This is a genomic window from Mycobacterium sp. IS-3022 (genome assembly GCF_001500065.1).
GTDB lineage: Bacteria > Actinomycetota > Actinomycetes > Mycobacteriales > Mycobacteriaceae > Mycobacterium.
The window spans coordinates 538,150-562,228 of the sequence record NZ_LQIN01000001.1 but is presented as its reverse complement, the minus strand read 5'-3'; the positions used below and the strand labels follow the sequence as shown (position 1 = coordinate 562,228).

Sequence of the window (24,079 nt, the reverse complement as noted above, 5' to 3'; positions counted from 1 at the left end):
TGGGTTCCGGGACGCCTGTCCAGATGGACGCTAGTCCTCCGCCCGGCAGCCTAACAGTTTCGGCCAACCTGTTGGTTGGCCGGGCGGTCGGCGGTATTGCTGACACAATGTCGCGCTGAGGGCTCCGCCGAGGCTATATATCCATGGCGACGCTGTCAGGCTGACATTGCGACTCGGTGGGCCCAAAACCTTAGGCTCGACAGCCGTGACAGTCAGACGGCTCCAGCCCTACGCGGTGACGATCTTCGCCGAGATGTCTGCGCTGGCAGCCCGGATCGGCGCCGTCAACCTCGGCCAGGGCTTCCCCGACGAAGACGGTCCGCCCGCGATGCTCGAGATCGCCGAAAAGGCCATCGCCGGGGGAGTCAACCAGTACCCGCCCGGCCTCGGCATCCCGCCGTTGCGCCAAGCCATCGCCGCGCAGCGCGAACGCCACTTCGGCACCGCATACGACCCCGACTCCGAGGTCCTGGTGACCGTCGGCGCCACCGAAGCCATCGCGGCCGCTGTCCTCGGGCTCGTCGAGCCCGGGTCGGAGATCCTGCTGATCGAACCGTTCTACGACTCCTACTCCCCCGTGATCGCGATGGCGGGCTGCCAACGCCGCGCGGTCCCCTTGGTCCAGGACGGCCGCGGGTTCGCCATCGACGTCGACGGGCTGCGGAAGGCAGTCACGCCGAACACCAAGGCGCTGATCGTCAACTCACCGCACAACCCGACCGGGATGGTGGCCCGCGACGACGAACTACGCGCGCTGGCCGAACTCGCCGTGGAGACCGACCTGCTGGTGATCACCGACGAGGTCTACGAGCATCTGGTGTTCGACGGGCACCGCCACATCCCGCTGGCCTCCTATCCCGGGATGGCCGAGCGCACGATCACGATCTCCAGTGCGGCGAAGATGTTCAACGTGACCGGCTGGAAGATCGGATGGGCCTGCGGCGCAGCCAATCTCATCGCAGGCGTACGCGCGGCCAAACAGTACATGTCCTACGTCGGCGGCGCGCCGTTCCAGCCTGCGGTCGCGCACGCGCTCAACAACGAAGAGGCGTGGGTGACGTCTCTGCGGAATTCAATGCAGGCCAAGCGCGACCGACTGGGCGACGCGCTGACGGAGTTGGGTTTCGAGGTGCACGACAGCTGCGGAACCTACTTCCTGTGCGCTGACCCACGGCCGCTCGGCTTCACCGACAGCGCCACGTTCTGTGCGGACCTGCCGCACAGCGCCGGAGTAGCTGCGATTCCGATGTCGGCCTTCTGCGATCCGGGCGCCGACCATGCCGGCGCGTGGAATCACCTGGTGCGTTTCGCGTTCTGCAAGAAGGACGACACGCTAGACGAGGCGATCCGCCGGTTGGCTGCACTGCGCCGCCCCTGACTTTGTCAATCCGGCGACGATTCCGGTGTGCCATTTCCGTCGTCAGATTCACAATCGAGACGCCTGGGCTACTCCGGCTGATCGGATGGCTTGCCGCCCAACACCCGTCGGCGCAGACCCTCCACCTGCGCGTCGATCACCGACTTGCCGACCCGCTCGACAAGGAAATCCGGGATGAGCGAATCGGTTTCGGCGGTGACGTCCATCCGCACAGTCGTCGATGTTCGCGTGTAATCCGGCCGCAGCGTGTACTCGATGTGTTGCGAGTACCGCTGTGTGGTGCGTTCTGAGTCATACACCAACCAGTCGGGCCCCCAACGGTATTCGAGAATGTCATCGAACACCTTGCCGAGCACCTTGACCGCGGTGTGCACGTGGTGGGGACGGCCGTCGTCGTAGGTGTCCAGAACGTCGGCGCACTTGAAGGCGGGCGAGTACGACGGCAGCGAGCCGACATCGGCCAACGCGGCCATGACGGATTCCGGTGGCGCTTCGATGACGATCTCGCGGGATGTCCGTACGGCCACTTGGTGCTCCTACCTTGCGTCCGCCATCACCCGCCGCCGGAGGCGTTCGGTCGCGACGTCGAGCACCATCTTCTTCGCCCGGCGCAGCAGAAAGTCGGGAATCGGCGCGGCCAGGTCGATGACGATGTCGAAGCGCACGCGGGTGCGATCCTCGCCGACCGGGGTGAGGTTGTACTCGCCGTGCTGACCGCGCTGCTGCAGGGTGGCCTCGGCGTCCCAGACCACCCAGTTGTCACCCCAGTGGTATTCGAGCACTTCCTTGTCGGTGACGCCCATGATCTTGAACGTCGCCTTGACGTGATGGGGACGCCCGTCGGGATGCCGGTCGAGCACTTCGACGCGTTTGTGCACAGGCGACCACGTGGGAACGGCGTCGATGTCGGCGAGCGCGTCCAAGATCGCATCCTTGGGCGCTTCGAAAACCACTTCCCTCGATGCCCGCACCGCCATGTGGCAATCGTAAGTAGCTCGACAGCCTCGTGTATAGGACCTTCCAGCTAATTCTCAGGCCAGTCGATGTCGGCGATCGGAGTCGCGGCCTGCGGCGGGGAACCGATCGGACCCGCCGGCGTCCGGGAGAAGCGCGGCGCCGGCGCCGCCTGGTCGACGCCGTTGACCTGCACCAGAGTTGACCGGTCGCGCAGGTGGTCGTTCTGCGCGGCCTCACTCCATGTCAGTACCGGTGTCACGCACGCGTCGGTACCCGCAAAGATCGCCGCCCATTCGTCACGAGTCTTGCTCGCAAACCGGTCGGCGAACAGCTTGTGCATCCGTGGAAACGCCGCTTTGTCCGACTGTCGCGGCACCTCGTCGGCGCTCAACCCGAGGCCGTGAAGCAACTGCGCGAAGAACTGCGGTTCGATCGCGCCGACCGCCATGTACTTGCCGTCGGCGGTCTCGTAGGTGCGGTAGAACGGTGCGCTGCCGTCGAGCATGAACGACTCCCGTTCGTCGCGCAGCGTGCCGGTCGACTTCATCGTCCACATGTCCTGAACCAGCACGGAAACGCCGTCGACCATCGCCGCGTCGATCACTTGCCCTTGGCCGGAGCGCTCCCGCTCGTAGAGCGCCGACACGATGCCCACCAGCACCAGCATCGAGCCACCGCCGAAATCGGCCACCAGGTTCAGCGGCGTCACCGGCGGCCGGTCGCGGTAGCCGATGGCCGCCAACGCGCCCGTCTGCGACAGGTAGTTGATGTCGTGGCCGGCGGTCCGCGCCAGCGGGCCGTGCTGACCCCAGCCGGTGATTCGAGCGAAGATCAGCCGCGGGTTCACCGCCGCGCAGTCGTCGGGTCCGATGCCCAGTCGTTCACAGGTGCCGGGCCGGAACGCGTCGATGAGCACGTCGGCCTTGGCAGCCAAAGCCAGCAGCGAGGCCGGGTCCTTTTTCAAGTCCAGGTCGACGACGCGCTTGCCGCGGTGCAGCAGGTCGACGTTCTCTGCCGGCATCTGCAACCCGCCGGGCCTACGCACCCGCACCACGTCGGCGCCGAGGTCGGCCAGCATCATCGCGGCGTGCGGTCCGGGCCCGATGCCGCCGAGCTCGATGACCTTCACTCCGGCGAGGGGTCCTTGGGTCGTCATGAGTCGCAGACTAGTGGGATGACCGAAACCGACCAGCGCTCCGGCGAGAGCACGCTGACCGTCCTCGTCGCATTCGGCGCCAACCTGGCGGTGGCCGTCGCCAAAACGGTGGCCGCCGTCCTGACGGGTTCGGCGTCGATGACCGCGGAGGCTGCGCACTCCTGGGCCGACGCGGGCAACCAGGGCTTGCTGGCCATCGCCAACCGCCGAAGCCGCCGACCGCCAGACGCCGACCGTCCGTTCGGCTACGGCCGAGAAGCGTACGTGTGGTCGTTGTTGGCGGCCGTCGGGTTGTTCGTCGTTGGCGGTTCGCTTTCCGTCTGGCACGGCATCACCGAATTGCTGCGCGGCGAAACCGGACCCGAGGACTATCTCGTCGCCTACATCGTGCTGGCCGTTGCGTTCGGACTCGAGTCGGTGTCACTAGTCCAGGCTGTGCGCCAGCTGCGCACAGAAGCTCGTCGCTTCGAGCGCGATCTGCTCGACCACGTGCTCGAGACCTCGGATCCGACCACCCGCGCGGTGTTCGCCGAGGACACTGCCGCGTTGATCGGAATCATCTTGGCTGCGTTGGGAATTGGCCTGCATCAGCTCACCGGCAACGCCGCCTGGGACGCAGTCGGGTCAATCATGGTGGGGCTGCTGCTCGGGGTGATAGCGGTGGTGCTGATTGACCGCAACCGCCGCTTTCTGGTCGGCGAGCCCGCCAATCCGCGGGTGCGCGAGGCCGCGATCAGGCGCATCGAACGATTACCCGACGTCGCCGCGGTGCGCTTCGTGCGCTTGGTGTTCGTTGGGCCGAAGCAACTATTCCTGGTGGCAAGCGTCGATCTCGAGGGCGATGCGAGCGAATCACGGGTCGCCGAGACGCTTCGGCGCCTGGAGACGCAGCTGCAGGCCGACCCCTACATCGTCGACGCCGTGTTGACCATCGCCGAACCCGACGAGCTGGAAGCGTCGTCGGCTAGCGGTTCTTCTTGACCTTGAGCACCTGCTTGCGCAGGCCGTCGGTGGCCGACTCCAACCCGCCCTTCATCGCACGCTTCAACACGAAACCGGGGATCGGCACCGCCGGGTCAACGGTGATCTCGAAACGCACCTTGGTCTTGTCGCCGTCGGGGGTGAGTGTGTACGACGCGCTCTGGGTCTTGAGCTGAGTCGATTCCAGCAGCGTCCAGCTGGCCTTGTTCTCCGTCCAGGTGTACTGCACCACCTGCTCGTCGGAGATGCCCATGGTTTTCAGCTTGAGCCGCACCCGGCCCGGCCGGCCATCGGCGTCTCTGTCGAGCACTTCGGCGCCCTGGTGTTGGGACGACCAGTCCGGTGCGGACTCGACGTCGGCGATGACGTCGAGGATCTCGGCCGGGCTCGCCTCGATCACGACCTCGCGCGAATCGCTGGTAGCCATGGCCTGACCCTAGCGCCGTTACGGTTGACGACATGGAGCTTTGGGAGCTTTGCGCCCGCGAACGCATCAGGGACACGCTGGCTCAGTACAACTGGTCGGGAGATGCCCTGCGCCTCACCGAGCTTGCCGCCGCGTTCTGCGACGACGGCGTCCTCGAGGTGCGCGGCAGCGAACCGGTGCAGGGCCACGATGCGATCGTCGAGTTCTTGGGCGGCGCTGTCGCGGCGCCGAAACCGGCCGCGTCGCAGTCGAACGTCAAACGCATCGTGCGACACAATGTGACCAACATCCGGTTCACCGGGGTGACGCCGCACGAGGCGCATGTCGCTTGCTATTTCACGGTGTTCACCGAGATCGGTCTGGACCACTACGGCCGCTACCGCGACACGTTCGTCCCGATCGGAGACAACTGGCTCATCCGCCACCGCTTCGTCTCGACCGACTGGAGCGCGCCGAACTCTGCGATGGCGCGTTAGGGGGCAGAAAAGCGGCGACTGAAACCTCGACTCCGCGGGTACTCGGTGCCGGTGAGCGACCACAAGAAGAACAATCCCGACACCACGGATACCGACGCCGGTCCGTCGGAGGCCGACGACGACGTGCAGAGCGATCCGGCGCGCGGTACGGACGGCACCGAGGAGGGCGTGGACTGGTCGGATGAGGGCGGCGCGACACCGAGCGGTCCCGCCGACACCGGCGACCCGACACAGTGATTCAGAGGGAGTCGGCCAGCTGCGACAGTGTTTCGGCGGCAGTGTATTTCGGCGTCCAGCCGAGCTGAGTCTTCGCCTTGGTCGTGTCCATGACGACCGATGTGCGTCCGACGTGTAGCCATTCGAGCATCGACGGGACGAACGGCAGCCGCGCCACGATCTCCGACGCCACGGCCGCCGAGACCTTCGGCACCCGCACCGGGCGAGCCCCGAGCTTGCCGGTGACGTCGGACATCGACACCACGCCGTCACCGGCGATGTTGTACGCGCCCGACGGCGCAGATGTCGTGGCGGCCAACGCTATTGCGGTCGCCACGTCGTCGTGATGAACCAACTGCAGCGGTATGCCGGGGTCGGGGATCGGCGGTTTGAACAGCGGCAGCCCACGCGTGATGCGCTTGACCGGTCCGGGCAGTTTGTTCCACGGCATGGCGTCGGCCAGCGCGGTCGCCTTCGGCCCGGCGACGATGCATGGCCGCAGCACATAGACCTCCAGCGGCGTTCCGTCGGTGACCTCGGCCAGCGTGGCCTCACATGCGGCCTTCTGTTGCGAGTAGTAGTGCTCGGGCGACCCTCGCGGCGGGACACTTTCGGTGATCGGCACGGGATTGTCGGAGTGGTACCCGTAGGCCGCGACCGACGAGGTGTACACCAGCCGCTGCGGGCGTGCCGCGGCCACCGTCGCCTCGAAGACGTTTCGGGTGCCCTGCAGGTTCACCCGCGCACTCTCCTCCCGCGAGCCCATGATGATGAAGGCCAGGTGGACGACCACGTCGGCGCGCGCGACCAGTGCGTCGACCGCGTCCCGGTCGAGGATGTCGCCCTGCTGGTACGTGGTCTTCGACCAACCGTGGTCGGCGGGGTCGAAAGGTCGACGTGCCATGCCGACGATCTCGTCGACCTCGGCCACACCCTCGAGTGCCTCCACGGCCGACTTGCCGATTTCGCCGGTGGGCCCGGTGACAGCCACGGTCAATCCCATGGACGATGCATTCCCCGCGCCGCCCTGTTGAAACGGCCGTCAGCACCTGTCGGCCAGCACCTGCTTGGCCGCGTTGTACCCGGGAACGAACGTGATACCCGGGCCACCGTGGCAACCCGCGCTGGCGAGGTAGAGCCCGTCGATCGGAATCGGTTGATCCCGATAGCCTTTCGGCCCCGGCCGGTTCGGACCCATCTGTTCGGGGTGGATCAATCCGTGGCAGTAGTCGCCGCCGGGTGCGCCGAACATGGTGCCCATGTGCTTGGGCGTGAACGTCGTGTGCTTCGTGATCAGACTTTCGAAATTGGGCGCCAGCCTGGTGATCTTGTCGATCACCCGTTGTCCCATCTCCGCCTTCATCGCGCCGTAGCTCGACGGGCCGTCCTCTCCGGCGTCTCCGCTCCTCGCGTCCGCGGGCGGGAACCACAGCGAGAACGCCGACGCCGCATGCTTGCCCGGTGGCGCGAGGCCGGGGTCGTTGACCGACGGGATCTGTAGCGCGATGGCCGGGTCGGCGGGCACGACACCACGCCTGCAGTCCTCCCACTGTTGCTGAAGCTCCTCAGGTGTGCTGAAGATCCCGATGTTGGACTGCATCGCCGGGTCGTTGAGCAGTTCGTAGGGTGCTGCGAACTCGGGCACGCCCTCGAGCGCGAAGTGCATCTGCAGATAGCTGCCGCGATGGTCCAGCCGGGCGAACCTGTCTCGCACGTCGGCGGGCAGCGCGGCCGGATCGACCAGATGGTTGACGGTGACATCCGGTGCGATCCCGGAGACGACGATCTGCGCGGTCAACGTCGTGCCGTCTTCGAGGCGCACGCCGGTCACGCGGCCGGCGACGACGGTGACCTCCACGACCTTGCTGCGTAACCGCAGCTCGCCCCCGCCGGCGGTGAACACATCGCACAGATGCGACGTGAGCGCGCCGATCCCGCCGCGCAGCTTCTTCACCAGCAGCGCGTTCTCGTCGGGAACGGCGAAGCCGTACGCGAGCGCTGCGGCGGTGCCCGGTGTGGCGGGTCCGCGGTATGTGGTGTTGCACGCAAGCAGCGACAGCATGCCGCGCAGCGCGCCGAACTTCTCCTTGTCCGGAAGATAGCGGTCGAGGACGTCGGTGACCGAGCCGAACAACATGTCGGTGATCGCGGAGCGTTCGAATTCGTTTGTCGCACAGGCATACATCTCGTCGAGTGTCTTCGGTGGCTGACCCGCGTCGAACCGGCCCAGCGCTCGGGTGGGCGCCTGACACCATGCCATCAGACCGGCCATCCCGTTGACGGCTTCGGCGCCGTGCACCTCGTTGAGGTGCTCCAGCAGCTTCATCGGATCGGTGTAGTAGATCAGCGGCTCATCACCGACACCGCGCAACGACACCGACATCACGTCGAGGTCGACGGTCGGCAACTCGTCGAGCCCGAGTTCCCGGCTGACCACCGCCGACGTCGGGATCTGCACCGAGCCGGCGATCTCGAATCTGAACCCGTCGAACAACTCCACCGTGGAGGCCATGCCGCCGGCGTACAGCTTGGTGTCCAGGCAGAGCGTCCGCAATCCGTGCTTCTGAAGCAGCGTGGCCGCGGTCAACCCGTTGTGCCCCGCGCCGATGACGATCACGTCGAAGTCGCTCATCGGCCGAGGCTGACACGGCGTGCAATGTTTTGTCAATGATGACAAAACCTTGTCAGTCGATTCCCCCGGCCACGGCCCTCAGCGCCTCTCCGGTGAGCCGCGACAACTCCGGCAGGGACCGCTCCTGCCCGAGCATCCACACCTCCATCGCGCCGAAAACCGCGGCGGCGATGCACCGCGCGGTGATGGTGATCCGCATTCGCTCATCGGCGGAGACGGTTGGTGGACCGGCCTCGCTCAAGTGCTCCTCGATCGCCTGGGCGAAGTCGGCCTCGACCTGTCGCATGTGCCGCACGACCCGGCCCGGTTCGAGTTCCTGCGCGCGCAACGCGGCGGTCTGCGCGACCGCCCAGTCGTCGTACGGGCGTGCCATGATCGCGGACTGGACCGACTCGACGATGGACTCGTCCGGGTTTCGCGCCGCCAGCGCCGCCCGGAACCAGTCCAACCCGGCGTAGTCCGCGAACAGCAGATCGTGCTTGGACGCGAAGTGCCGGTAGAAGGTCCGCAGCGAGACGCCGGCGTCGGCGGCGATCTGTTCAGCGGAGGTCTCCTCGACACCCTGGGCCAGGAACCGGACGACCGCCGCCCTTCGCAGCGCGTCGCGCGTGCGTTCACTGCGTGCGGTGTGGGCCGGCCGTGGCATGTCCATGAAGGTACCCGACCCAAGTTATGTCACGATTGACAAAACTTCAGACGGTGGCCAGACTCCCCGCTATGGTCTCGCTGATCGTTCACCTCGTCCTCGGGTTCGCCACGCTCGCCGTGATCGTCAAGGCGAATCCGGCGGTCTTCGCGCGCTACTCCTCGGGCCCGCGGGTCACCAAGCTCGAGTTGTTCTACTACGTCGCAGGCATCGCCTCGGTGCTGCTCGGCTACTACTTCAACAACCAGTTCGTGGCCGAGTACGCGCCGCCGGGTGGGCTGCACAACTTCATCTGGGGACCCGGCAGTTGGTCGGAGTTCATCGCGCTGGGCTACGACAACCCGGCCGCCGGCTCGGCGAGCCAGGACTACACGATCATGAGCCTGCTGCTCTTCCCGGCGTGGTTGCTGGTCGACGGCCGCAGGCGCGGAATCAAACACGCCTGGCTGTATCTCGGCTTCATCCTGTTCGCCAGTTCGGCGTTCGCCTGGGCGTTCTACCTGGCCACGATCGAGCGGCAACGCCGACATCAGCTGTCGGCGGCGGAGGTCAAGTCGACCGCCTGACGCCGCTTCCGGCCGTACAGTGCGGAGATGATCACCGACGGCGCGCCGTGAAGGTGCACCACCTCAACTGCGGATCGATGCGACCGCCGAGCGTGCGTCGCCTGGTGTGCCATGTGCTGCTCGTCGAGACCGACAACGGTCTGGTACTCGTCGACAGCGGCTACGGCTTGCGCGACTGCGACGCTCCAGCGCCGCGCACCGGCCCGATCCGACGGGTCACCCGACCGGTCTTCGACCGCGACGAGAGCGCCGTTCGACAGGTGCAGCGGTTGGGATTTCGCCGCGACGATGTGCGGCACATCGTCGTCACCCACTTCGACACCGACCACATCGGCGGCATCGCGGACTTTCCGGACGCCGAAATTCATTGCACCGCAGCAGAAGCGCTCGGCGCGATGCAAGCGCCCACCCGGGCGGAGAAGTTCAGGTTCCGGCCCGCGCAGTGGGCGCACCGTCCCAAAATCGTCGAACACGATCCCGACGGCGAGCCGTGGCGCGGCTTCGCCGCCGCCAAGGAGTTGACCGCAATCTCAGCGGGACTCGTGCTGGTCTCGCTGCCTGGCCATACCCGCGGCCACGCCTGTGTCGCCGTCGATGCAGGCAGCCGCTGGCTGCTGCACTGCGGGGACGCGTTCTACCACCCCAGTACCATCGGCGGCGACGGTCGAATTCCCTGGCTGCTGGGCGCCTTCGAGAAGTTCGCGGCGTTCGACCGCAAACGGGTCCGCGACAACCACGCCCGGCTCACCGAGTTGTACGGCCGCAACGAGCCCGACCTGTTCCTGATCTGTTCCCACGATCCGGGCCTGTTGGACCTCGCGGTCAGGACCGCCTAGCGGCTCGCGCGCTTGCGCAGGAAGGACTCCAGACCGCCGAGGGCGTCGTAGTAGCGGGTCGGCGCGATGCGCCCGAGCGCGTCGAACAGGTAGGCGTCGGGGCCGACGAGGATGCGGGCCTTGCCTGCCTCCACGCCGCGGTGAATGATTGCCGCCGCCTTGTCCGGTTGCGTCATCGTGATCGCGGCGAACTCCTGGGCCATCTGTTCCTGGGTGCGGCCGCGGCCGTCGGGATCCTGCCGGTACCGGGCGTTGCGCACGATGTTGGTGTTGATGCCGCCGGGATGCACGTTGACTGCCGATACCCCGGTGCCGCGCAATTCCTGGCGAAGCGAGTCGGTGAACCCGCGGACCGCGAACTTGGCTGCACAGTAGGCGCTTTGCGTCGGCATGCCGACGAGACCGAACACGCTCGAGGTGTTGACGACAACGCCTTCGTCCTGTTCGACGAGGATCGGCAGGAACGCCCTGGTGCCGTTGACCACACCACCGAAGTTGATGTCCCACAGCCACTGATCGTCTTCGGGCACTGCGTCCAGCACTTTTGATGCCACCGCGACACCCGCGTTGTTGAACACCGCGCCGATCGGCTGCGGCGCCCACTCACGCACCTCGGCGGCGAAGTCGCGCTGCGCGTAGGCGTCGCGCACGTCGAGTACCCGCAGCAGGGCCGGACCGCGCAGCGACGCCTCTGTCTCCTTGAGCCCGCGCTCATCGACGTCGGCGATGGCCACCGGGCAGCTGTACGACGAAAGACGTTGTGCCAGTGCACGACCGATGCCTGATGCGGCGCCGGTGATGACCGCGGTGCGGCCGCTTATCGTTCTGCGCTGCTTGCTCATGCTGACTCCTTGACGGTGGTGTGGTCGATGATGAGGTCAATCACGCGGTCCCACGCACCGGTGGGCAGGTCATGGCCGAGGCCTTGGATGGTTTCCAATCGAGCGCCCGGGATCGCGCGCGCGGTCGCAGCGCCGCCGGTCGGGTGCACCATGCGGTCACGGTCGCCGTGGATGACCAGGGTGGGCACGTCGATGTGGGCCAGTTCGGCGGTTCGGTCGCCGGAGGCGAAGATGCCCGCGAGTTGGCGCACGATGCCGCCGTTGGTCGGGTCGCGGTCCCAGGCGATGGCGGCGGCTTCGCGGACCGCGCGCTCGTCATACGGGTAGCCGTGAGAGCCGATGTGGCGGAACATGTTCGCTGCACGGTCCATCGCCTCGGCGCGGGTGCGCGGCGGCCGAGCCGTCAATATGCGCCGCCAGGTCGACCACGCGGGCCTGCCGAGGCGGGAGGCACCCGTGGTCGACATGATCGAGGTCAGCGTGCGGACACGACCGGGGTGATGCGCGGCGACGGTCTGAGCGATCATGCCGCCCATCGAAATTCCGACCAGATGCGCGTCGGCGTAACCGAGCGCGTCCATCAGCCCGATGGTGTCGCGTGCCATGTCGCCCAGGTGGTAGGAGTTGCGGCCGCGGAACATCGCGACGGGGTTCGGCGGCCGGTGGGTCATGTGCGTGGACCGGCCCGCGTCGCGGTTGTCGAAGCGTGTCACACAGAGCCCGCGGGCAGCCAGGGCGGTGACGAAATCGTCCGGCCAGGAATGCAACTGCTGACCGAGGCCGGCGATGAGCAGCAACGGCGTGCCTGTCGGATCGCCGATCTGCTGATAACACAGCTCGATGCCGCGGCCGACGTCGGCGATCCTCTCTGGCCCGATCACGCCGACACCCGCTGTTCATCGCTTTTGGGAGTCATCCGGGTCGCCGTCGGCCGCCGGAACACGACGGCGCGACCACCGCGGGCGGGCGCCGAGGCGACCCCGCGTGAGCGCCGACGCTCCCCCGGTGCATATGTCGTGCCGAACTCGAACTGCCGCAACAGGGTTCGCAGTGTGACGTTCATTTCCATGTTCGCGAACGCGGCACCGATACAGCGGCGGATGCCCCCGCCGTAGGGAATCCAGGTGTGGGTGTCGGGGTTGGCCCCGAGGAAGCGGTCCGGGTTGAACACGGCGGGGTCGGTGAAGTTCTGCGGGGACTCGTGGGCCATCCCGATGCTGGCGATGACGGTGTGGCCCTTCGGAACCACCCACTCGCCCAGCCGAAGCCGATCACGGGTGACCCTGATCGTCGCCTCGACGACGGGTCTCGTCCGCTGCACCTCCCACACCGTGGCCTGGGTCAACTCGGTACCGCCGGCGTCGACTTCGGCGGTCAGCCGCGACAGCAGCCGTGGATGGCGGCGCAGCCGTTCCACCGCCCACGCCAGCGTGGTCGCGGTCGTCTCGTGGCCGGCGGCCAGCAGCGTGAGCAGTTCATCGGCGACGTGACCGTCGGAGATCGGCGAACCGTCCTCGTAGCGGGCCTGCAACAGCAGGGCGAGGATGTCGGTGCGGTGTTCGAATCCGGGGTCGGCGCGCGCCTCGGAGATGAGCGTCGCGATGATCTCGTCGTAGCGCCGGCGAGCGCGCTGCACCCGGCCCCACGGGCTCCAGGGCCCGAGGTCTCGCCGCAGCGCCCTGGGTAGCAGGGCCATTCGTGATGCCAGCGGCACCATCGGCGGCAGCAACTCGCGCAGCTCGTCGAGAGCGCCACCCTCGGCGCCGAAGACCGTGCGCAGGATCGCGTTGAGCGTGATGCGCATCATCGGCTCCAACGTCTCGAACTCGCGGCCTTCGGGCCATGTGGCGATCTCGCGCATCACCTCTTCCTCGACGATCGCCTCGTAACCGACCATCCGCTTGCCGTGAAACGGGGGGACCAGCAGCTTTCGCCGTTCGCGATGCTCGTCGCCGTCGAGGCTGAACGTCGACCCCGGTCCGAGCACCTGCCCGAGGTTGGATGCCCTGGCGACCAGGTCACTGTTCGAGGTGAACAGTTCCTTGATGAGGCTTCGCTCGCTGATCACGAGGGCGGGGCCAAAGACCGGCAGTTCGACGCTGAACGCACCACCGTACTTGCGGCCGAGCGCCACGATCGCCCTGTGCCGGGCGGTCAGGAATGCCAGTCCGACCGCCGCCTTGGGGAGCCGAGGCCCGGGCGGGAGACGCACGGGGTCCGTCGTCGCTTCGGCCATGAGCCGCCTTCCTACTGCGCGGTGGTACACCAAGGTACCGATTTACGGTACGTGGTGGTACCGAAGATGACAAGGGGGCGGCTCCCCGTAGCGCCCTGTGCGGCGTCACCCCCTGGCGGGGCGCAAGTCCGCGTGCGCCCGCGGCCGAAGCGACATCATCAGGGGCCCGTCCGGACCGCCGGTGAAGGTGAGTTCGCGGCGCAGTCGCTGGCCGGGGACGAGATCGAGTTCGAATCGCTGCGCCAAAGTCGCCACCACGAGGTTCGCCTCCAGGGTGGCGAAGCCCGAGGCGACGCACATCCGCTTCCCGGCGCCGAACGGGATGTGAGCGCGACGCTGGTGCGGGTCGAGGTTCTCTTTCAAGAAGCGCTCCGGGTGGAAGTCCTGCGGGTTCTCCCATACCCGGTCGTTGTGGTGCACGCCGTGGATGAGGATTGCGACGTTGGTGCCGCGCTCGATCGGATAGTCGCCGAGTACGTCGTCGGCCTTGGCCACCCTGCCCAGCCCCATGATCGGCGGATACCTGCGCATTGCCTCCGCGACCACCGCCTGGGTCCACGGCAAGTTGTCGACGTCATCAGCGGCGGGCTCGCGGCCGGCGAGTACCTCGTCGAGCTCGCGGCCGAGCCGGTTTCGTGCCTGCGGATTCTGCGACAGCAGATACCAGGTCCAAGCCAAGGCGGCCGCCGTGGTTTCGAAGCCCGCGCCGAGGAACGTCATCAGCTCGTCGCGGATCTCCACATCGCTGTAGCGGTAACCCGTTTCGGGGTCCTCGGCGGCGATCAGCAGCGCCAGCAGATTGTCGGTGCGGTCGATGCGTCCACTGCGGTACTCGGCGATCAGTCCGTCGATGAACCGCTCGATGCGGCGTAGCCCGCGCATGGTGCGTGGGGCGGTGACCGAGGCACCGGCGCGTAGCGCCTTGATGGCCAGCCGCGGTGAGCCCAACCGGTCGCTGAGCCGACGCCACGGCCGCGCCGCTGCTCCGATGAACCCGTAGCCGAAAAGCGTGAGGAGCCTGGAGAAGTCGATCCGCATCTGTTCGGCGAGCCGGCCGCTCAGCTCGATGCCGAACATGGTGCGGGCGATGACGTCCATGGTGATGTAGTTCATCTCGGCGGCAATGTCGAGGGGCTGGCCGGCGGCGGCATGGCGTTGCCACCGTTCGGCGGCGGCAACTGCCGCGGCGGTCATCTGTGGGGCGAGGGTGTCGACCTGTCGCTTAGCGAAGATCGGCTGCACCAATCGGCGATTGCGTTGCCACTGCTCATCGTTGAGGTCGGTGACCAGGCCGCGACCGAAAGCCACTGCGAGAAGATCGTATTCGGCGTTCTTCGCGTAGTTGTCCTGATTGGAGACCAGGACGTGGCGGGCGATGTCGGGATTGCGGACGACGACGAACTTTGCCAGCGGCGCTCGAGCCACCACGATGTCGTCCTGGCCCGGCAGCTGCGAGGCGTAGTCGAAGATGGTGTGGCGGTATCCCGCCCACAGCCCCTTGAACGTCAGCTGCCAGGACCTGAGCCAGCCGATCTGCGTGTGCTGCCAGCGGACAAAGGTGGGGGCCCAGCTCGGCGGATGAAGTTCTGCGTTGACGCCCACGAACTTATACAGTACCGCCGGTACTGCATAAGTTCTAGACCCTGCCGTTCTCGATCGCGGCGGCGTGCTGAAGCCGCCCATGTGCGGCATCCCAGTCGTCCGGTGTCGTGGAAAGCGTCGTCCGACCGCTACACAGCCCGCAGCCACGTGCACACGCAGCTCTAGCGGCACATCATCGAGTTCGTTGACGGCCAGCACCGCCGTCGCCGCAGTAAATCAATGACATTCGATGGTGTGACGAACTACGCCGTTGTCGCTTGATTATGCCTGTGCTGGGAATTTGCAAGTTGAAGCAACTCGGTAAAGCCCGGTTGAAGAGACATCCGTAAATTAGAATCCAGGCCTTCTAGGTACCGCGGAAAGTCATCAACGATCGCCGCCACGATCAGGTCCTGTGAAGGGTCGCGCAAATCCAACATCATTACATTATTGTCCCGCAACTCTTCAATGTAGGATCTCGCATGGCCTTCGGGGAGTTGGTCAACCAGAAAATCAAACAAAAGTCGCGTCATCGATGAGCTCCAGGACCAGTCATCCTCAATAAATCGGACGAATCCGCTCATTTCACTGTCCTCCTATAACGATGATGTTGGGATTATTCAGGCTTCGCACAAACTCTCTTACCGTTTCTTGCTGCGCGGCGGTGAACCTAGAAACATCTACGGGAACTATCTCGGCTTTGAGGTCTGCGTGGCGGATTATTTGATCTTGCAAGTTCGACCACTGAGCGTCAAAGAACTTTGAGGGGAAGTTTCCCACCGCGTCGTATGTCCTTCCGCTGGCGTCAACCCAGTCGTGGGAGGCACCCGCTTCAGCTCGCGAAAGGTTCACGCCCAATTCATGTTCAATTCTGAGGCCGGTCTCGGCTTCGCTTGCAACAAACGACCCACCTCTGGCTGGGTCGGCTCCCAAGGCCAGGGCGTGGTCGGTAGTCAGGTCGAACGTGGGCGTCTCGACATGAGTATGCGGTGCAGGAGACGTGTCGAGCGGCCCATGACTGCCAGAGGGTGCGTCGCCGTGGCTGTGCGGCGTAGGCGGCGGATCGACGTCGACGTGGGGCGTGGGGACGTCATCGACGTGACGGGATGCCCCGCCGAGGGCGTCGAGTCCGTGTTCGATGCCTTCGCCGAGGATTTTGCCGCCGGGGATGGGAGCCATGCCGGCCGCGTCGGCGATGGCTTGGGCTCGCTCGGCGCCAGAGGCCTCGTCCCAGTTGGTGGCGACGTCATACATGTTGCCCACGTCGGGCATCGTCAGATCCCAGATGGTCTTCGAGGTGTCCTTCATGCCCTCGGCAAACGCCCCGGTCGCTCGCTCGAAGACCGGTGGTTCCGGCGCGAACGCTTGCACGTCAGCGTTTTCCGGCAGCGGCGGGATCGGCACGGCCTGGCCACCGAGTTCGCTCCGGGCCTGGGTGAGATCTTGGAGTATCGCAGTCTGCTCAGTCAGTTCTCGGCGGGCGTCGAACACCGCTTGGCTCAACGGGTCGGTGACGTCGCGGCCGGGACCCGCCCCCGCGCCCTGCGAGTAGGTCTGTCCGGCGTCGGCGTCCAACTCGGCTTGCGCAGCGTCGAGGGCCTCGCGGGCAGCATCGACTCGGGCGGCTTGTCGATCGACCACCGACGGGTCGGCCTCCACGATCGGCGCGGTCAACGGGGACTTGGTGTAGCGCCCATCCTGGCCGTCCCCTTTGCCGTTTCCGGCGTGTTGGTTGAGGATCTGATCCAGTGGGCTCCGCGGCGGCTGCTGGCTGAGCGCCGGCGGAAGGCCACTGGGCGGACCGTCGCCGGATTCACCGGGCGCGGCTTCTCCTGGATTCAACAGGTCTTCGAGTGTGCCCCCGACGTCGCTCGTGGCAGAGGGCTTCCCGTCGGACTCAGCCTCTGGTTTCTTCGCCGCATCGTCGACGGACTTGGGCACCGGGAACGGTCCGATCTGTCCAGGTGCTTGCTCAGGCGCCGCATCGGGCTGGCCGTCCGGCTCATCTTTGCCCTCCTCGGCCGGCTGGTCTGAAGGATTCAGTTTGACCGTGTTGTCAACGAGTTGAACCGTGCCCTCGCTGTCATGTCGCTCGCCCTCGCCATCGAACCGGATGCCTTCCAGCTCAACGGCTTTGTCCTGCAACCGCTGGCCGATGAGGCTGTCGACTTAAACCAGCTGCTCGGCATTCCAGCGGATGTATTCGGTGTGCTCACTCGCGGCGGTCTGTCGAGCGGCCATGGCATCCGGGGAAACGTCGCGCGTGTCGGTGAGCGACAAGCCCTCACCGACGTGGAACCCATCAGCCTCGGCCTCGGCGATAGCGTCCAGTACCGCCCGCTTGGCCCCTCGCAGGTCATGGCTGCCGTTCTCCGCGATGTTGGCGGCCTCATCCTGAACGGCCGTCTGCCGGCGCACCACCGCGGTGTCGGTGGTCACCCGATTCAGCGCGGCGTCCATCGCGTCACCCTCCCAGGTTGTTTTGCCGGGAGCGACGATGTTCTGTCGGTGTTGCTCGAACAACGTGACGGACTGGTTGCCCGACGTCCGCAGCCGGACCGCCGCGTTGTCAAGGTGCTCGGTCGGCCAGTTCTCGATATCCGACCGGCTGGGCAGCACGACGGCCCCGGTAGGAGCAGCGCTCACACAGTCACCGTGATGGTGTCCGCGGCGTCGGAATCCGTGGCTTCGTACCGAGCGCTGCCTACCGAGAGGTCATTGGCCTGTCCGGTGATGCGGTGGGACTGGCGGGTGCGGACGGACTGGGCTGCGGCAAGAACGGCGGCCACGCCCGCCTGACTTGGGCAGGTGCCAGACGCACCATCGGCGATACCAGTCGTCAGAGCCGCGGCAACAGCCTCACTGCCGGCGGCGGCGGTCCGCAATCCGGCCGCGTCGACTTCAAGTTCGTTTGCCATGCCAATCCCCGAACAGCCCACAAAGCTGGTGATGACGCTACCGGACGATTTGCACCGCCATCGACACGAGTTTTGGAGGAAGCGCGTGGGTGCGCAGGCCGATCGTGGTGGCCAGGGCCGGGATCGAACCGGCGACCTTCCGCTTTTCAGGCGGACGCTCGTACCAACTGAGCTACCTGGCCGGAAGGCACCGGTCGTGCACAACCCCAGATGCCTCGCCGTAATGGCGACCCTGACGGGACTTGAACCCGCGACCTCCGCCGTGACAGGGCGGCGCGCTAACCAACTGCGCCACAGGGCCTTGCTGTGCGTCCCATCGTACGGGCCGCCACGTGTACCCCCTACGGGATTCGAACCCGCGCTACCGCCTTGAAAGGGCGGCGTCCTAGGCCGCTAGACGAAGGGGGCCAGCCGAATCTCTCCGGGGTACTCGCAACGCGATGACGTTGGGAGCCTCGATAGCTTAGGGTACCGGCACCCGAATCCTCAAACGACGGTCGGCGGCGGGACAAGGCGGTTGTCGGTGCCTCGTGGAACGCTCGTAAACAACATGGCCCGCCACACCGATTCAGATTTTGTCTGAACCCGACCGCCGAGCAGCGCATTGCGTTGGCTCGGCACTCAGGCGCGGTCCGATTCGCGTACAACGAATGCCTGCGAATGGTCAAAACCGCGTTGACCGCCCGTCGCGCAGACCCAACGGTGGTGGTGCCATGGACCGGGTTCGACCTGATCAACGCGTTCAATGCGTGGAAAAAGACCGAGGCCGCCGGCCGGCTATGGGCCGTAGGCCGCGATGGAGTGATTGAACTTGCGGCGACTGGCCTCGCGTGGCGAGGCGACGTCTGTCAGCAGGTTTTCGAGGAAGCTGCCGTCGACTGTGGCCGTGCCCTCAAAGCGTGGGCGGATTCACGCTCTGGACGGTGCAACGGTAAACGCGTTGGATTTTCGAGGTTCAAGAAGAAGGCAAGTGGGCCGCGGCCGTTCCGACTGCGCAACACGAATCGCGATGGCCGACGACCAGCGATCCGCGTCGGGGACGACAACCGGCCCCGCTCGATCACTTTGCCCCGAATTGGCGCGATCGCCGTTCACAATGACACCCGTCCATTGCGGCGAATGCTAGCCAAGGACCGCGCCAGGATTCTCGCTGTCACGATCAGCCATCGTGGTGGACGCTGGTGGGCTTCCTTGACCGTCGAGGCGGCCGACCTGCATCCGCTGCACTGCCATCCGACCCGCACCGACGGAGATCACGGTAGTTGGGTCGGTGTCGATCGTGGGCTCACCGCATTCGCAGTCGCCGCTGATGTGGACGGCACAGAAGTCGCACGCTTCGACGCCGCACCCAAACCTCTCCGCTCCGCAATGACGCGACACCGACAGTTGACCCGTAATTTGTCACGCAAGAGGAAAGGATCGCGCCACCACCAAAAGGCTGTTTTAGCAGTACAACGTCACCTCCACCGCATCGCGAACATCCGGCGGCACTTTCTACACCAGGTCTCCAACGCGCTGGTCAAGACCCACGACCGGCTCGTCGTAGAAGATCTGAACGTAACCGGCATGCTCGCCAATCACCGCCTCGCTCAAGCGATCTCAGACGCCGGATGGGCCGAGTTTGCCCGGATACTGTGCTATAAGCAAGCCTGGAGGGGCGGGCAGCTGGCGCGTGCCGACCGGTTCTTCCCGTCGACTAAGACCTGTGCGGCGTGTGGTTCGATCAGCACCCATATGACTCTGGCGGACCGACGGTTCACTTGCGATTGTGGATTTTCTGCCGACCGCGACCACAACGCCGCAGTGAACCCTGGCGCGCTGGGCCCAGGCCCGCTACGACGTCGATCGATCCCCGGACTCCCAAGCAGGAGGCCGGGCTACCAATGCCCGCCGACGGGCCGGCGCCATCCAGCACGCTCGGCGTGCAGGCGACGCCAGCCCGGAAGAAGCGGGAACCAACGTTCACGCACCCCGTGTGTGAACGTTGGACGCCCGAGAAGGGCGGTGACGGCGACTCACTGAGTCGACTGACACGCTTCATAGCTCAGTTGGTAGGCCGCCGCCCGGTTCGGACCGCGAACGAGGGAGAGTGAGAAACCACCGGAGCACACTGCGTTAGACTCCTCCCCGCAAGGGCCTTTAGCTCAATTGGCAGAGCTGCGGACTTCAATAGGAGCGCCACGGGGGAAACCCCGTGGATGACACCACTCAAAGTCGGGGAACCCTTCCTGACTCCGGTCAGATGGCAATCCCGAGCCAAGCCGAGGGTTTCCTCGGAAGGTGTAGAGACCGGACGGGTGGCACCTACGACGTCAGTCATGGTGAAGGGACGGTCCAGACCACGAACGCTATTCGTAGCGGCGGCGAAAGCCGAAGTGGCAGGTTAATCCGTAGGTTGTGGGTTCGAGTCCCACAGGGCCCACCCATGGCGGGATGGCGTTGCCTCAGCAGGTACGCCATCCGCGACAACTGACGTGATGCGACACGCGGCTTCCGCGATTGTTAATGAATCGCCAAACACGTCGTGATAGAGGTTTAGGTCGTTGATCGGCAGAGGACCGCTGCGCGACGGTCTCACATCGCCCTCCCCGACTCGTCTGTCGACCTCAACGTAGTTACGCCTACCGACAACAGGTCGGATCCAGCACAGCGCACAGCGCGACGAGGGCGTCGCGGTGCGCGCGGTGGTAGACGTTCATGCCCCGACGCTCGGACTCGACGAGCCCAGCCCGCCGAAGCTGGCTGATGTGGTGACTGACCGTCGACTCGGTCAAGCCCAGAACAGTGGCAAGCTCGCTGCTGGTCTCTTCGCCGGTAGCCGAGCTGAACAGATACGACATGATCTTGACCCGGGCCGGGTCGGCGAGGGCCTTGAGCCGCAGCGCGACGTGCAGCGCGTCGTCGTCGCTGATCGGGCCCGCCGCCACGGGCGCGCAGCACACCGGGGCGGACATGTCGATCACTGGTAGCGCCTTGGGCATGCAACCATGTTGCCACAGGGTGTTGACATATATCGAAAAGGTGCGCATCCTGGCTGCAGCCGCTATTTCGATATATGTCACACAGGTACGGAGGAAGCATCATGTCCCGCGTCCAACTCGCACTGAACGTCGACGACCTCGACGAGGCCATCACTTTCTACTCGAAGTTGTTCAACACCCCACCCGCCAAGGTCAAAGAGGGCTACGCCAACTTCGCCGTCGCGGAACCGCCCCTGAAACTCGTCCTGCTGCAGAACCCCGGCAAGGGCGGCACCATCAACCACCTCGGCGTCGAGGTCGAGTCCAGCGACACGGTGCATGCCGAGATCGCTCGACTGACCGACGAGGGCCTCTTCACCGACGAGGAGATCGGCACCACCTGTTGCTTCGCCAAGCAGGACAAGGTGTGGGTCACCGGTCCGGCCGGCGAGAAGTGGGAGGTCTACACCGTGCTCGCCGACTCCGACACGTTCGGCACCAGCCCACAGCGCGCCGACGGCCACGGCCAGGCCGGGTGCTGCGGCGCCGCGGCGTCGGACGACGCGACGGCGCCGGAGTCCGCGTGCTGCTGACGACTGGCGCGGGCCCGCCGGGCACCCAGTGCGATTGCACACTGTCCGACTGCGACTATTCATCCATGGACCGGAAACTGTTGTCCGTCGTGGCCGCCGACAGCAACGAAACCGTCGGAACGCCAGCGTGAGCGGTCCCGTCGTCCGCGAGACGCACGTCGTGGAGAGGCTCTCGCCGCTGGACCGTCTGCTGCCGGTCTGGATCGGCATTGCGATGGTCGCGGGTTTACTCATCGGCCGGCTCACACCCGGTGTGAACGGGGTGCTCAATCATGTTCAGGTAGACGGTATCTCGGTGCCGATCGCGCTCGGACTGCTCATCATGATGTACCCGGTGCTGGCGAAGGTCCGCTACGACAGGCTCGACACCGTAACGGCCGACCGCAAGCTGCTCATCAGCTCTCTGGTGCTCAACTGGCTCCTCGGTCCCGCGCTGATGTTCGCGCTGGCTTGGCTGTTGTTGCCGGATCTGCCCGAGTACCGCACCGGCCTGATCATCGTCGGCCTGGCGCGCTGTATCGCGATGGTGATCATCTGGAACGACCTCGCATGTGGGGACCGGGAGGCCGCCGCCGTCCTGGTGGCGCTCAACTCCGTCTTCCAAGTCCTGATGTTCGCGGTTCTCGGTTGGTTCTACCTTTCCGTGCTACCCGGCTGGCTGGGTCTCGAGCAGACGACAATCGACACGTCGCCCTGGCAGATCGCGAAGTCTGTGCTGATCTTCTTGGGCATCCCGCTCTTGGCGGGTTATCTGTCGCGTCGGATGGGTGAACGGGCCAAAGGACGCGACTGGTATGAGTCGAAATTCCTGCCCCGGATCGGCCCTTGGGCGCTCTACGGTCTGCTGTTCACGATCGTCGTCCTGTTCGCGTTGCAGGGAGACCAGATCATCAGCCGCCCCCTGGATGTCGCTCGTATCGCCCTGCCGCTGCTCGCCTATTTCGCGATCATGTGGGCAGGCGGCTACGGTCTCGGCTTGCTGCTCGACATGGGATATGAGCGCACCACGACGCTGGCGTTCACCGCCGCGGGCAACAACTTCGAACTCGCCATCGCGGTGGCCATTGCCACGTACGGCGCGACTTCCGGACAGGCTCTCGCCGGCGTGGTCGGGCCGCTGATCGAGGTGCCGGTACTCGTCGGGCTCGTATATGTCTCCTTGTTTCTACGCCGACGGTTCGCAGGGATCGCACCGGTGGTGAGCCGATGACCTCCGTGCTGTTCTTGTGCACTCACAACGCTGGCCGCTCGCAAATGGCAATGGGTTTCGCTGAATTCCTTGGCGGCGAGCGTGTTTCGGTATTCTCCGGCGGGTCCGAGCCGGCCGATCAGGTGAATCCCTCGGCAGTCGCTGCGATGGCCGAGAAGGGCATCGACATCGCATCCGCGCAGCCCAAGCAGTGGACCGACGACATGCTTCGAGAGGCGAACGTCGTTGTCACCATGGGCTGCGGTGACACCTGCCCGCTGCTTCCCGGCAAACGTTACGAGAACTGGGAATTGCCTGACCCGGCCGGCCAATCCGTCCACGACGTCCGCCCGCTTCGAGACGAGATCGAGCAGCGCGTCCGAATACTGCTGCACGAACTCGGGATTCCGCCAACTGCCTGACGACCGCGGATCAGACCTGCGGGCAGTAGAACTGCGGCTGACCGCGGTACTCGACCGGCGGCAAATTGCGCGCCGGCGTCTGCACCAGTGGGGCGTCTATCGGCAGCCGACCCGTCGCGCGATCAACCGCAGAGCGCTTCCGCGGATGCATCAGCATGCGCTTGGGCAGCACCTTGCCGGCGAAAGTGATCACGTCACAGAACCTCCGGTGCAGCCACTCCTGGCGGGGCGACCACGTATAGCCCATCAGCTCGCGCACGGGCGGGTCGTACAGGGCCACGGTCATGAACGTCAGGAAGCGCTGCATCACCTTCAGGTTCAGCCGCCACAGCGGATCCGGAATCCACTCCAGCGACGGGTGTTTGGGCATGGTCGAAAGATCCATCACCTCGCGTGCCGCCCAGTTGTTCTCCAAGACGTTGTGGCACATGTGATCCCAGTACTCCTGGAATTCCTCCCAGGTTTTCGGCACCGGGCGCATGCTCATCCCGTACATCCGATACCAGGTGATGTGCTCGTCGAACAGTTGACGCTTCTGGTCCTCGGTCAGCCCGCCGCCGAACTTCTCGGCCGCCAGCAGCGTCGACTTGAAGAACGTCGCGTGCGCCCAGTAGAAGACGTCGGGGTTGAGCGCGCTGTATCGCCGACCCTGCTCGTCGACGCCCTTGATCCCGATGTGGTAATCGCGCACCTCTGCACCGGTCATCGGAGCCCGGTCCCCGTCGAAGACCACGCCGCCGATCGGATAGATCGACCGCAGCAGCCGAGGGATTCGCTCCATGAAGAAGATCGAGTGCTCCTGCACCGCGGCACCCAACTGCGGATGCATGTTCTGCATCGAGCCGGCCCAGGTGCCCTGAAACAGCCCCGTCCACTGACCGAAGTACCGCCACGTCAGCGAGTCCAGCCCCAGCGGAAGTGGCGGGACGTCATAGCCGCCAGACGTCACCGGGCAGCCGGCCGCCATCGGGGAGGCGCTGGTCATCGGGCACGTCTCAGACGTATCTTGAGTCACTGATGTACTTCCGTCCGGGTCCGTCGCAAGATTTTGACTACGGGCGTTGTCA

Annotated in this window: 25 protein-coding genes, 3 tRNA genes and 1 pseudogene; 9 read left to right on the top strand and 20 right to left on the bottom strand. The window is 65.7% G+C overall.

Annotated features, from left to right (window positions below; all coding sequences use genetic code 11):
* The first annotated feature begins 205 nt into the window (after positions 1–205).
* Entirely contained in the window at positions 206–1,378 is a 1,173-nt protein-coding gene (locus AU188_RS02770; RefSeq protein ID WP_059162130.1) for a pyridoxal phosphate-dependent aminotransferase, read from the top strand.
* 68 nt (positions 1,379–1,446) lie between these two features.
* Here the strand turns inward: AU188_RS02770 and AU188_RS02765 are convergent, their stop codons facing one another.
* The 3 genes from AU188_RS02765 to AU188_RS02755 are packed head-to-tail and all read right to left on the bottom strand — an operon-like array spanning position 1,447 to position 3,491.
* Positions 1,447–1,905 carry an SRPBCC family protein gene (locus tag AU188_RS02765; RefSeq protein ID WP_082686439.1) on the bottom strand — a complete coding sequence of 153 codons (459 nt, stop codon included), beginning with the start codon at positions 1,903–1,905 and terminating at the stop codon, positions 1,447–1,449.
* Positions 1,906–1,914: 9 nt separating this feature from the next.
* On the bottom strand, positions 1,915–2,355 hold the full coding sequence (locus tag AU188_RS02760) for an SRPBCC family protein (protein WP_059162128.1): 441 nt from the start codon (positions 2,353–2,355) through the stop codon (positions 1,915–1,917).
* A 47-nt stretch (positions 2,356–2,402) separates the two neighbouring features.
* The gene (locus AU188_RS02755) at positions 2,403–3,491 is read right to left on the bottom strand and encodes a CaiB/BaiF CoA transferase family protein (protein WP_059162127.1); all 1,089 of its coding nucleotides are present in this window, start codon (positions 3,489–3,491) and stop codon (positions 2,403–2,405) included.
* Between the two features lie 18 nt (positions 3,492–3,509).
* Here AU188_RS02755 and AU188_RS02750 point away from each other — a divergent pair, with 18 nt between their 5' ends.
* Positions 3,510–4,472, top strand: a complete 963-nt coding sequence (locus AU188_RS02750; protein WP_059162126.1) for a cation diffusion facilitator family transporter — start codon at positions 3,510–3,512, stop codon at positions 4,470–4,472.
* On the opposite strand, the gene AU188_RS02745 is transcribed toward AU188_RS02750, so the two are convergent.
* Entirely contained in the window at positions 4,456–4,899 is a 444-nt protein-coding gene (locus AU188_RS02745) for an SRPBCC family protein (protein WP_059162125.1), read from the bottom strand. The two genes, AU188_RS02750 and AU188_RS02745, sit on opposite strands and share 17 nt — an antisense overlap.
* 32 nt (positions 4,900–4,931) lie before the next feature.
* On the opposite strand from AU188_RS02745, the gene AU188_RS02740 reads away from it, so the two are divergent.
* Together AU188_RS02740 and AU188_RS02735 are read left to right on the top strand one after the other, a co-directional pair.
* A complete protein-coding gene (locus tag AU188_RS02740) occupies positions 4,932–5,375 on the top strand; it encodes a nuclear transport factor 2 family protein (RefSeq protein ID WP_059162124.1) in 444 nt (147 codons plus the stop codon).
* 51 nt (positions 5,376–5,426) lie between these two features.
* Positions 5,427–5,612: a hypothetical protein gene (locus AU188_RS02735; protein WP_059162290.1), complete on the top strand. Its 186-nt coding sequence runs from the start codon at positions 5,427–5,429 to the stop codon at positions 5,610–5,612.
* A 1-nt stretch (position 5,613) separates the two neighbouring features.
* On the opposite strand, the gene AU188_RS02730 is transcribed toward AU188_RS02735, so the two are convergent.
* From AU188_RS02730 to AU188_RS02720, 3 genes are read right to left on the bottom strand one after another with little or no spacing between them, the layout of a single operon-like run.
* Positions 5,614–6,594: an SDR family oxidoreductase gene (locus AU188_RS02730; protein WP_059162123.1), complete on the bottom strand. Its 981-nt coding sequence runs from the start codon at positions 6,592–6,594 to the stop codon at positions 5,614–5,616.
* A 39-nt stretch (positions 6,595–6,633) separates the two neighbouring features.
* Positions 6,634–8,223 (bottom strand): phytoene desaturase family protein, encoded by a 1,590-nt coding sequence (locus tag AU188_RS02725; protein WP_059162122.1) that lies wholly within the window; start codon positions 8,221–8,223, stop codon positions 6,634–6,636.
* A 52-nt stretch (positions 8,224–8,275) separates the two neighbouring features.
* Complete coding sequence (locus AU188_RS02720) at positions 8,276–8,869, bottom strand: TetR/AcrR family transcriptional regulator (RefSeq protein ID WP_059162289.1); 594 nt, start codon at positions 8,867–8,869, stop codon at positions 8,276–8,278.
* Positions 8,870–8,940: 71 nt separating this feature from the next.
* On the opposite strand from AU188_RS02720, the gene AU188_RS02715 reads away from it, so the two are divergent.
* On the top strand, positions 8,941–9,435 hold the full coding sequence (locus AU188_RS02715; protein ID WP_059162121.1) for a DUF2834 domain-containing protein: 495 nt from the start codon (positions 8,941–8,943) through the stop codon (positions 9,433–9,435).
* A gap of 47 nt (positions 9,436–9,482) precedes the next feature.
* Positions 9,483–10,271: an MBL fold metallo-hydrolase gene (locus AU188_RS02710; RefSeq protein WP_059162120.1), complete on the top strand. Its 789-nt coding sequence runs from the start codon at positions 9,483–9,485 to the stop codon at positions 10,269–10,271.
* Here the strand turns inward: AU188_RS02710 and AU188_RS02705 are convergent.
* From AU188_RS02705 to AU188_RS02660, 11 genes are all read right to left on the bottom strand, one after another.
* A complete protein-coding gene (locus tag AU188_RS02705; protein WP_059162119.1) occupies positions 10,268–11,113 on the bottom strand; it encodes an SDR family NAD(P)-dependent oxidoreductase in 846 nt (281 codons plus the stop codon). The two genes, AU188_RS02710 and AU188_RS02705, sit on opposite strands and share 4 nt — an antisense overlap.
* Positions 11,110–11,994, bottom strand: a complete 885-nt coding sequence (locus tag AU188_RS02700; RefSeq protein WP_286137252.1) for an alpha/beta fold hydrolase — start codon at positions 11,992–11,994, stop codon at positions 11,110–11,112. Before AU188_RS02700 ends, AU188_RS02705 begins: the two co-directional genes overlap by 4 nt.
* Entirely contained in the window at positions 11,991–13,349 is a 1,359-nt protein-coding gene (locus AU188_RS02695) for a cytochrome P450 (protein ID WP_059162118.1), read from the bottom strand. The genes AU188_RS02700 and AU188_RS02695 overlap by 4 nt, the downstream gene beginning before the upstream one ends.
* A 105-nt stretch (positions 13,350–13,454) precedes the next feature.
* Positions 13,455–14,951, bottom strand: coding sequence for a cytochrome P450 (locus AU188_RS02690; RefSeq protein ID WP_286137251.1), 1,497 nt, complete (start codon positions 14,949–14,951; stop codon positions 13,455–13,457).
* 242 nt (positions 14,952–15,193) lie between these two features.
* Positions 15,194–15,514: a hypothetical protein gene (locus tag AU188_RS02685; protein WP_059162117.1), complete on the bottom strand. Its 321-nt coding sequence runs from the start codon at positions 15,512–15,514 to the stop codon at positions 15,194–15,196.
* A gap of 1 nt (position 15,515) precedes the next feature.
* The gene (locus AU188_RS25620; RefSeq protein ID WP_216636156.1) at positions 15,516–17,075 is read right to left on the bottom strand and encodes a hypothetical protein; all 1,560 of its coding nucleotides are present in this window, start codon (positions 17,073–17,075) and stop codon (positions 15,516–15,518) included.
* Between the two features lie 24 nt (positions 17,076–17,099).
* Positions 17,100–17,576: a hypothetical protein gene (locus AU188_RS02680; protein WP_216636155.1), complete on the bottom strand. Its 477-nt coding sequence runs from the start codon at positions 17,574–17,576 to the stop codon at positions 17,100–17,102.
* Positions 17,573–17,848, bottom strand: coding sequence for a hypothetical protein (locus tag AU188_RS02675; RefSeq protein WP_059162116.1), 276 nt, complete (start codon positions 17,846–17,848; stop codon positions 17,573–17,575). Before AU188_RS02675 ends, AU188_RS02680 begins: the two co-directional genes overlap by 4 nt.
* Positions 17,849–17,953: 105 nt before the next feature.
* Positions 17,954–18,030 (bottom strand) — tRNA-Phe (locus AU188_RS02670).
* Between the two features lie 42 nt (positions 18,031–18,072).
* Positions 18,073–18,149, bottom strand: a tRNA-Asp gene (locus AU188_RS02665).
* A 34-nt stretch (positions 18,150–18,183) separates the two neighbouring features.
* Positions 18,184–18,256, bottom strand: a tRNA-Glu gene (locus AU188_RS02660).
* A 171-nt stretch (positions 18,257–18,427) separates the two neighbouring features.
* Here AU188_RS02660 and AU188_RS25930 point away from each other — a divergent pair.
* Positions 18,428–19,870, top strand: a complete 1,443-nt coding sequence (locus AU188_RS25930) for an RNA-guided endonuclease InsQ/TnpB family protein (RefSeq protein WP_502687578.1) — start codon at positions 18,428–18,430, stop codon at positions 19,868–19,870.
* Between the two features lie 599 nt (positions 19,871–20,469).
* Here the strand turns inward: AU188_RS25930 and AU188_RS02655 are convergent.
* Positions 20,470–20,829: an Rv2640c family ArsR-like transcriptional regulator gene (locus AU188_RS02655; RefSeq protein ID WP_059162115.1), complete on the bottom strand. Its 360-nt coding sequence runs from the start codon at positions 20,827–20,829 to the stop codon at positions 20,470–20,472.
* 101 nt (positions 20,830–20,930) lie between these two features.
* Here AU188_RS02655 and AU188_RS02650 point away from each other — a divergent pair, with 101 nt between their 5' ends.
* Together AU188_RS02650 and arsB are read left to right on the top strand one after the other, a co-directional pair.
* The gene (locus AU188_RS02650) at positions 20,931–21,401 is read left to right on the top strand and encodes an ArsI/CadI family heavy metal resistance metalloenzyme (RefSeq protein WP_059162114.1); all 471 of its coding nucleotides are present in this window, start codon (positions 20,931–20,933) and stop codon (positions 21,399–21,401) included.
* A gap of 127 nt (positions 21,402–21,528) precedes the next feature.
* Positions 21,529–23,012, top strand: a pseudogene (gene arsB, locus AU188_RS02645) (ACR3 family arsenite efflux transporter).
* Positions 23,013–23,022: 10 nt separating this feature from the next.
* On the opposite strand, the gene AU188_RS02635 reads toward arsB, so the two are convergent.
* Positions 23,023–23,997 carry an oxygenase MpaB family protein gene (locus tag AU188_RS02635; protein WP_286137250.1) on the bottom strand — a complete coding sequence of 325 codons (975 nt, stop codon included), beginning with the start codon at positions 23,995–23,997 and terminating at the stop codon, positions 23,023–23,025.
* Positions 23,998–24,079 lie beyond the last annotated feature (82 nt).

Coding starts and splice junctions, on each gene's coding strand:
- AU188_RS02760 (WP_059162128.1), bottom strand. CDS start 2,355: ATGGCGGTGCGGGCATCGAGGGAAGTGGTTTTCGAAGCGCCCAAGGAT.
- AU188_RS02755 (WP_059162127.1), bottom strand. CDS start 3,491: ATGACGACCCAAGGACCCCTCGCCGGAGTGAAGGTCATCGAGCTCGGC.
- AU188_RS02750 (WP_059162126.1), top strand. CDS start 3,510: ATGACCGAAACCGACCAGCGCTCCGGCGAGAGCACGCTGACCGTCCTC.
- AU188_RS02745 (WP_059162125.1), bottom strand. CDS start 4,899: ATGGCTACCAGCGATTCGCGCGAGGTCGTGATCGAGGCGAGCCCGGCC.
- AU188_RS02740 (WP_059162124.1), top strand. CDS start 4,932: ATGGAGCTTTGGGAGCTTTGCGCCCGCGAACGCATCAGGGACACGCTG.
- AU188_RS02730 (WP_059162123.1), bottom strand. CDS start 6,594: ATGGGATTGACCGTGGCTGTCACCGGGCCCACCGGCGAAATCGGCAAG.
- AU188_RS02725 (WP_059162122.1), bottom strand. CDS start 8,223: ATGAGCGACTTCGACGTGATCGTCATCGGCGCGGGGCACAACGGGTTG.
- AU188_RS02720 (WP_059162289.1), bottom strand. CDS start 8,869: ATGCCACGGCCGGCCCACACCGCACGCAGTGAACGCACGCGCGACGCG.
- AU188_RS02715 (WP_059162121.1), top strand. CDS start 8,941: ATGGTCTCGCTGATCGTTCACCTCGTCCTCGGGTTCGCCACGCTCGCC.
- AU188_RS02705 (WP_059162119.1), bottom strand. CDS start 11,113: ATGAGCAAGCAGCGCAGAACGATAAGCGGCCGCACCGCGGTCATCACC.
- AU188_RS02695 (WP_059162118.1), bottom strand. CDS start 13,349: ATGGCCGAAGCGACGACGGACCCCGTGCGTCTCCCGCCCGGGCCTCGG.
- AU188_RS02685 (WP_059162117.1), bottom strand. CDS start 15,514: ATGAGCGGATTCGTCCGATTTATTGAGGATGACTGGTCCTGGAGCTCA.
- AU188_RS02675 (WP_059162116.1), bottom strand. CDS start 17,848: ATGGCAAACGAACTTGAAGTCGACGCGGCCGGATTGCGGACCGCCGCC.
- AU188_RS02655 (WP_059162115.1), bottom strand. CDS start 20,829: ATGCCCAAGGCGCTACCAGTGATCGACATGTCCGCCCCGGTGTGCTGC.
- AU188_RS02650 (WP_059162114.1), top strand. CDS start 20,931: ATGTCCCGCGTCCAACTCGCACTGAACGTCGACGACCTCGACGAGGCC.
- AU188_RS02635 (WP_286137250.1), bottom strand. CDS start 23,997: ATGACCAGCGCCTCCCCGATGGCGGCCGGCTGCCCGGTGACGTCTGGC.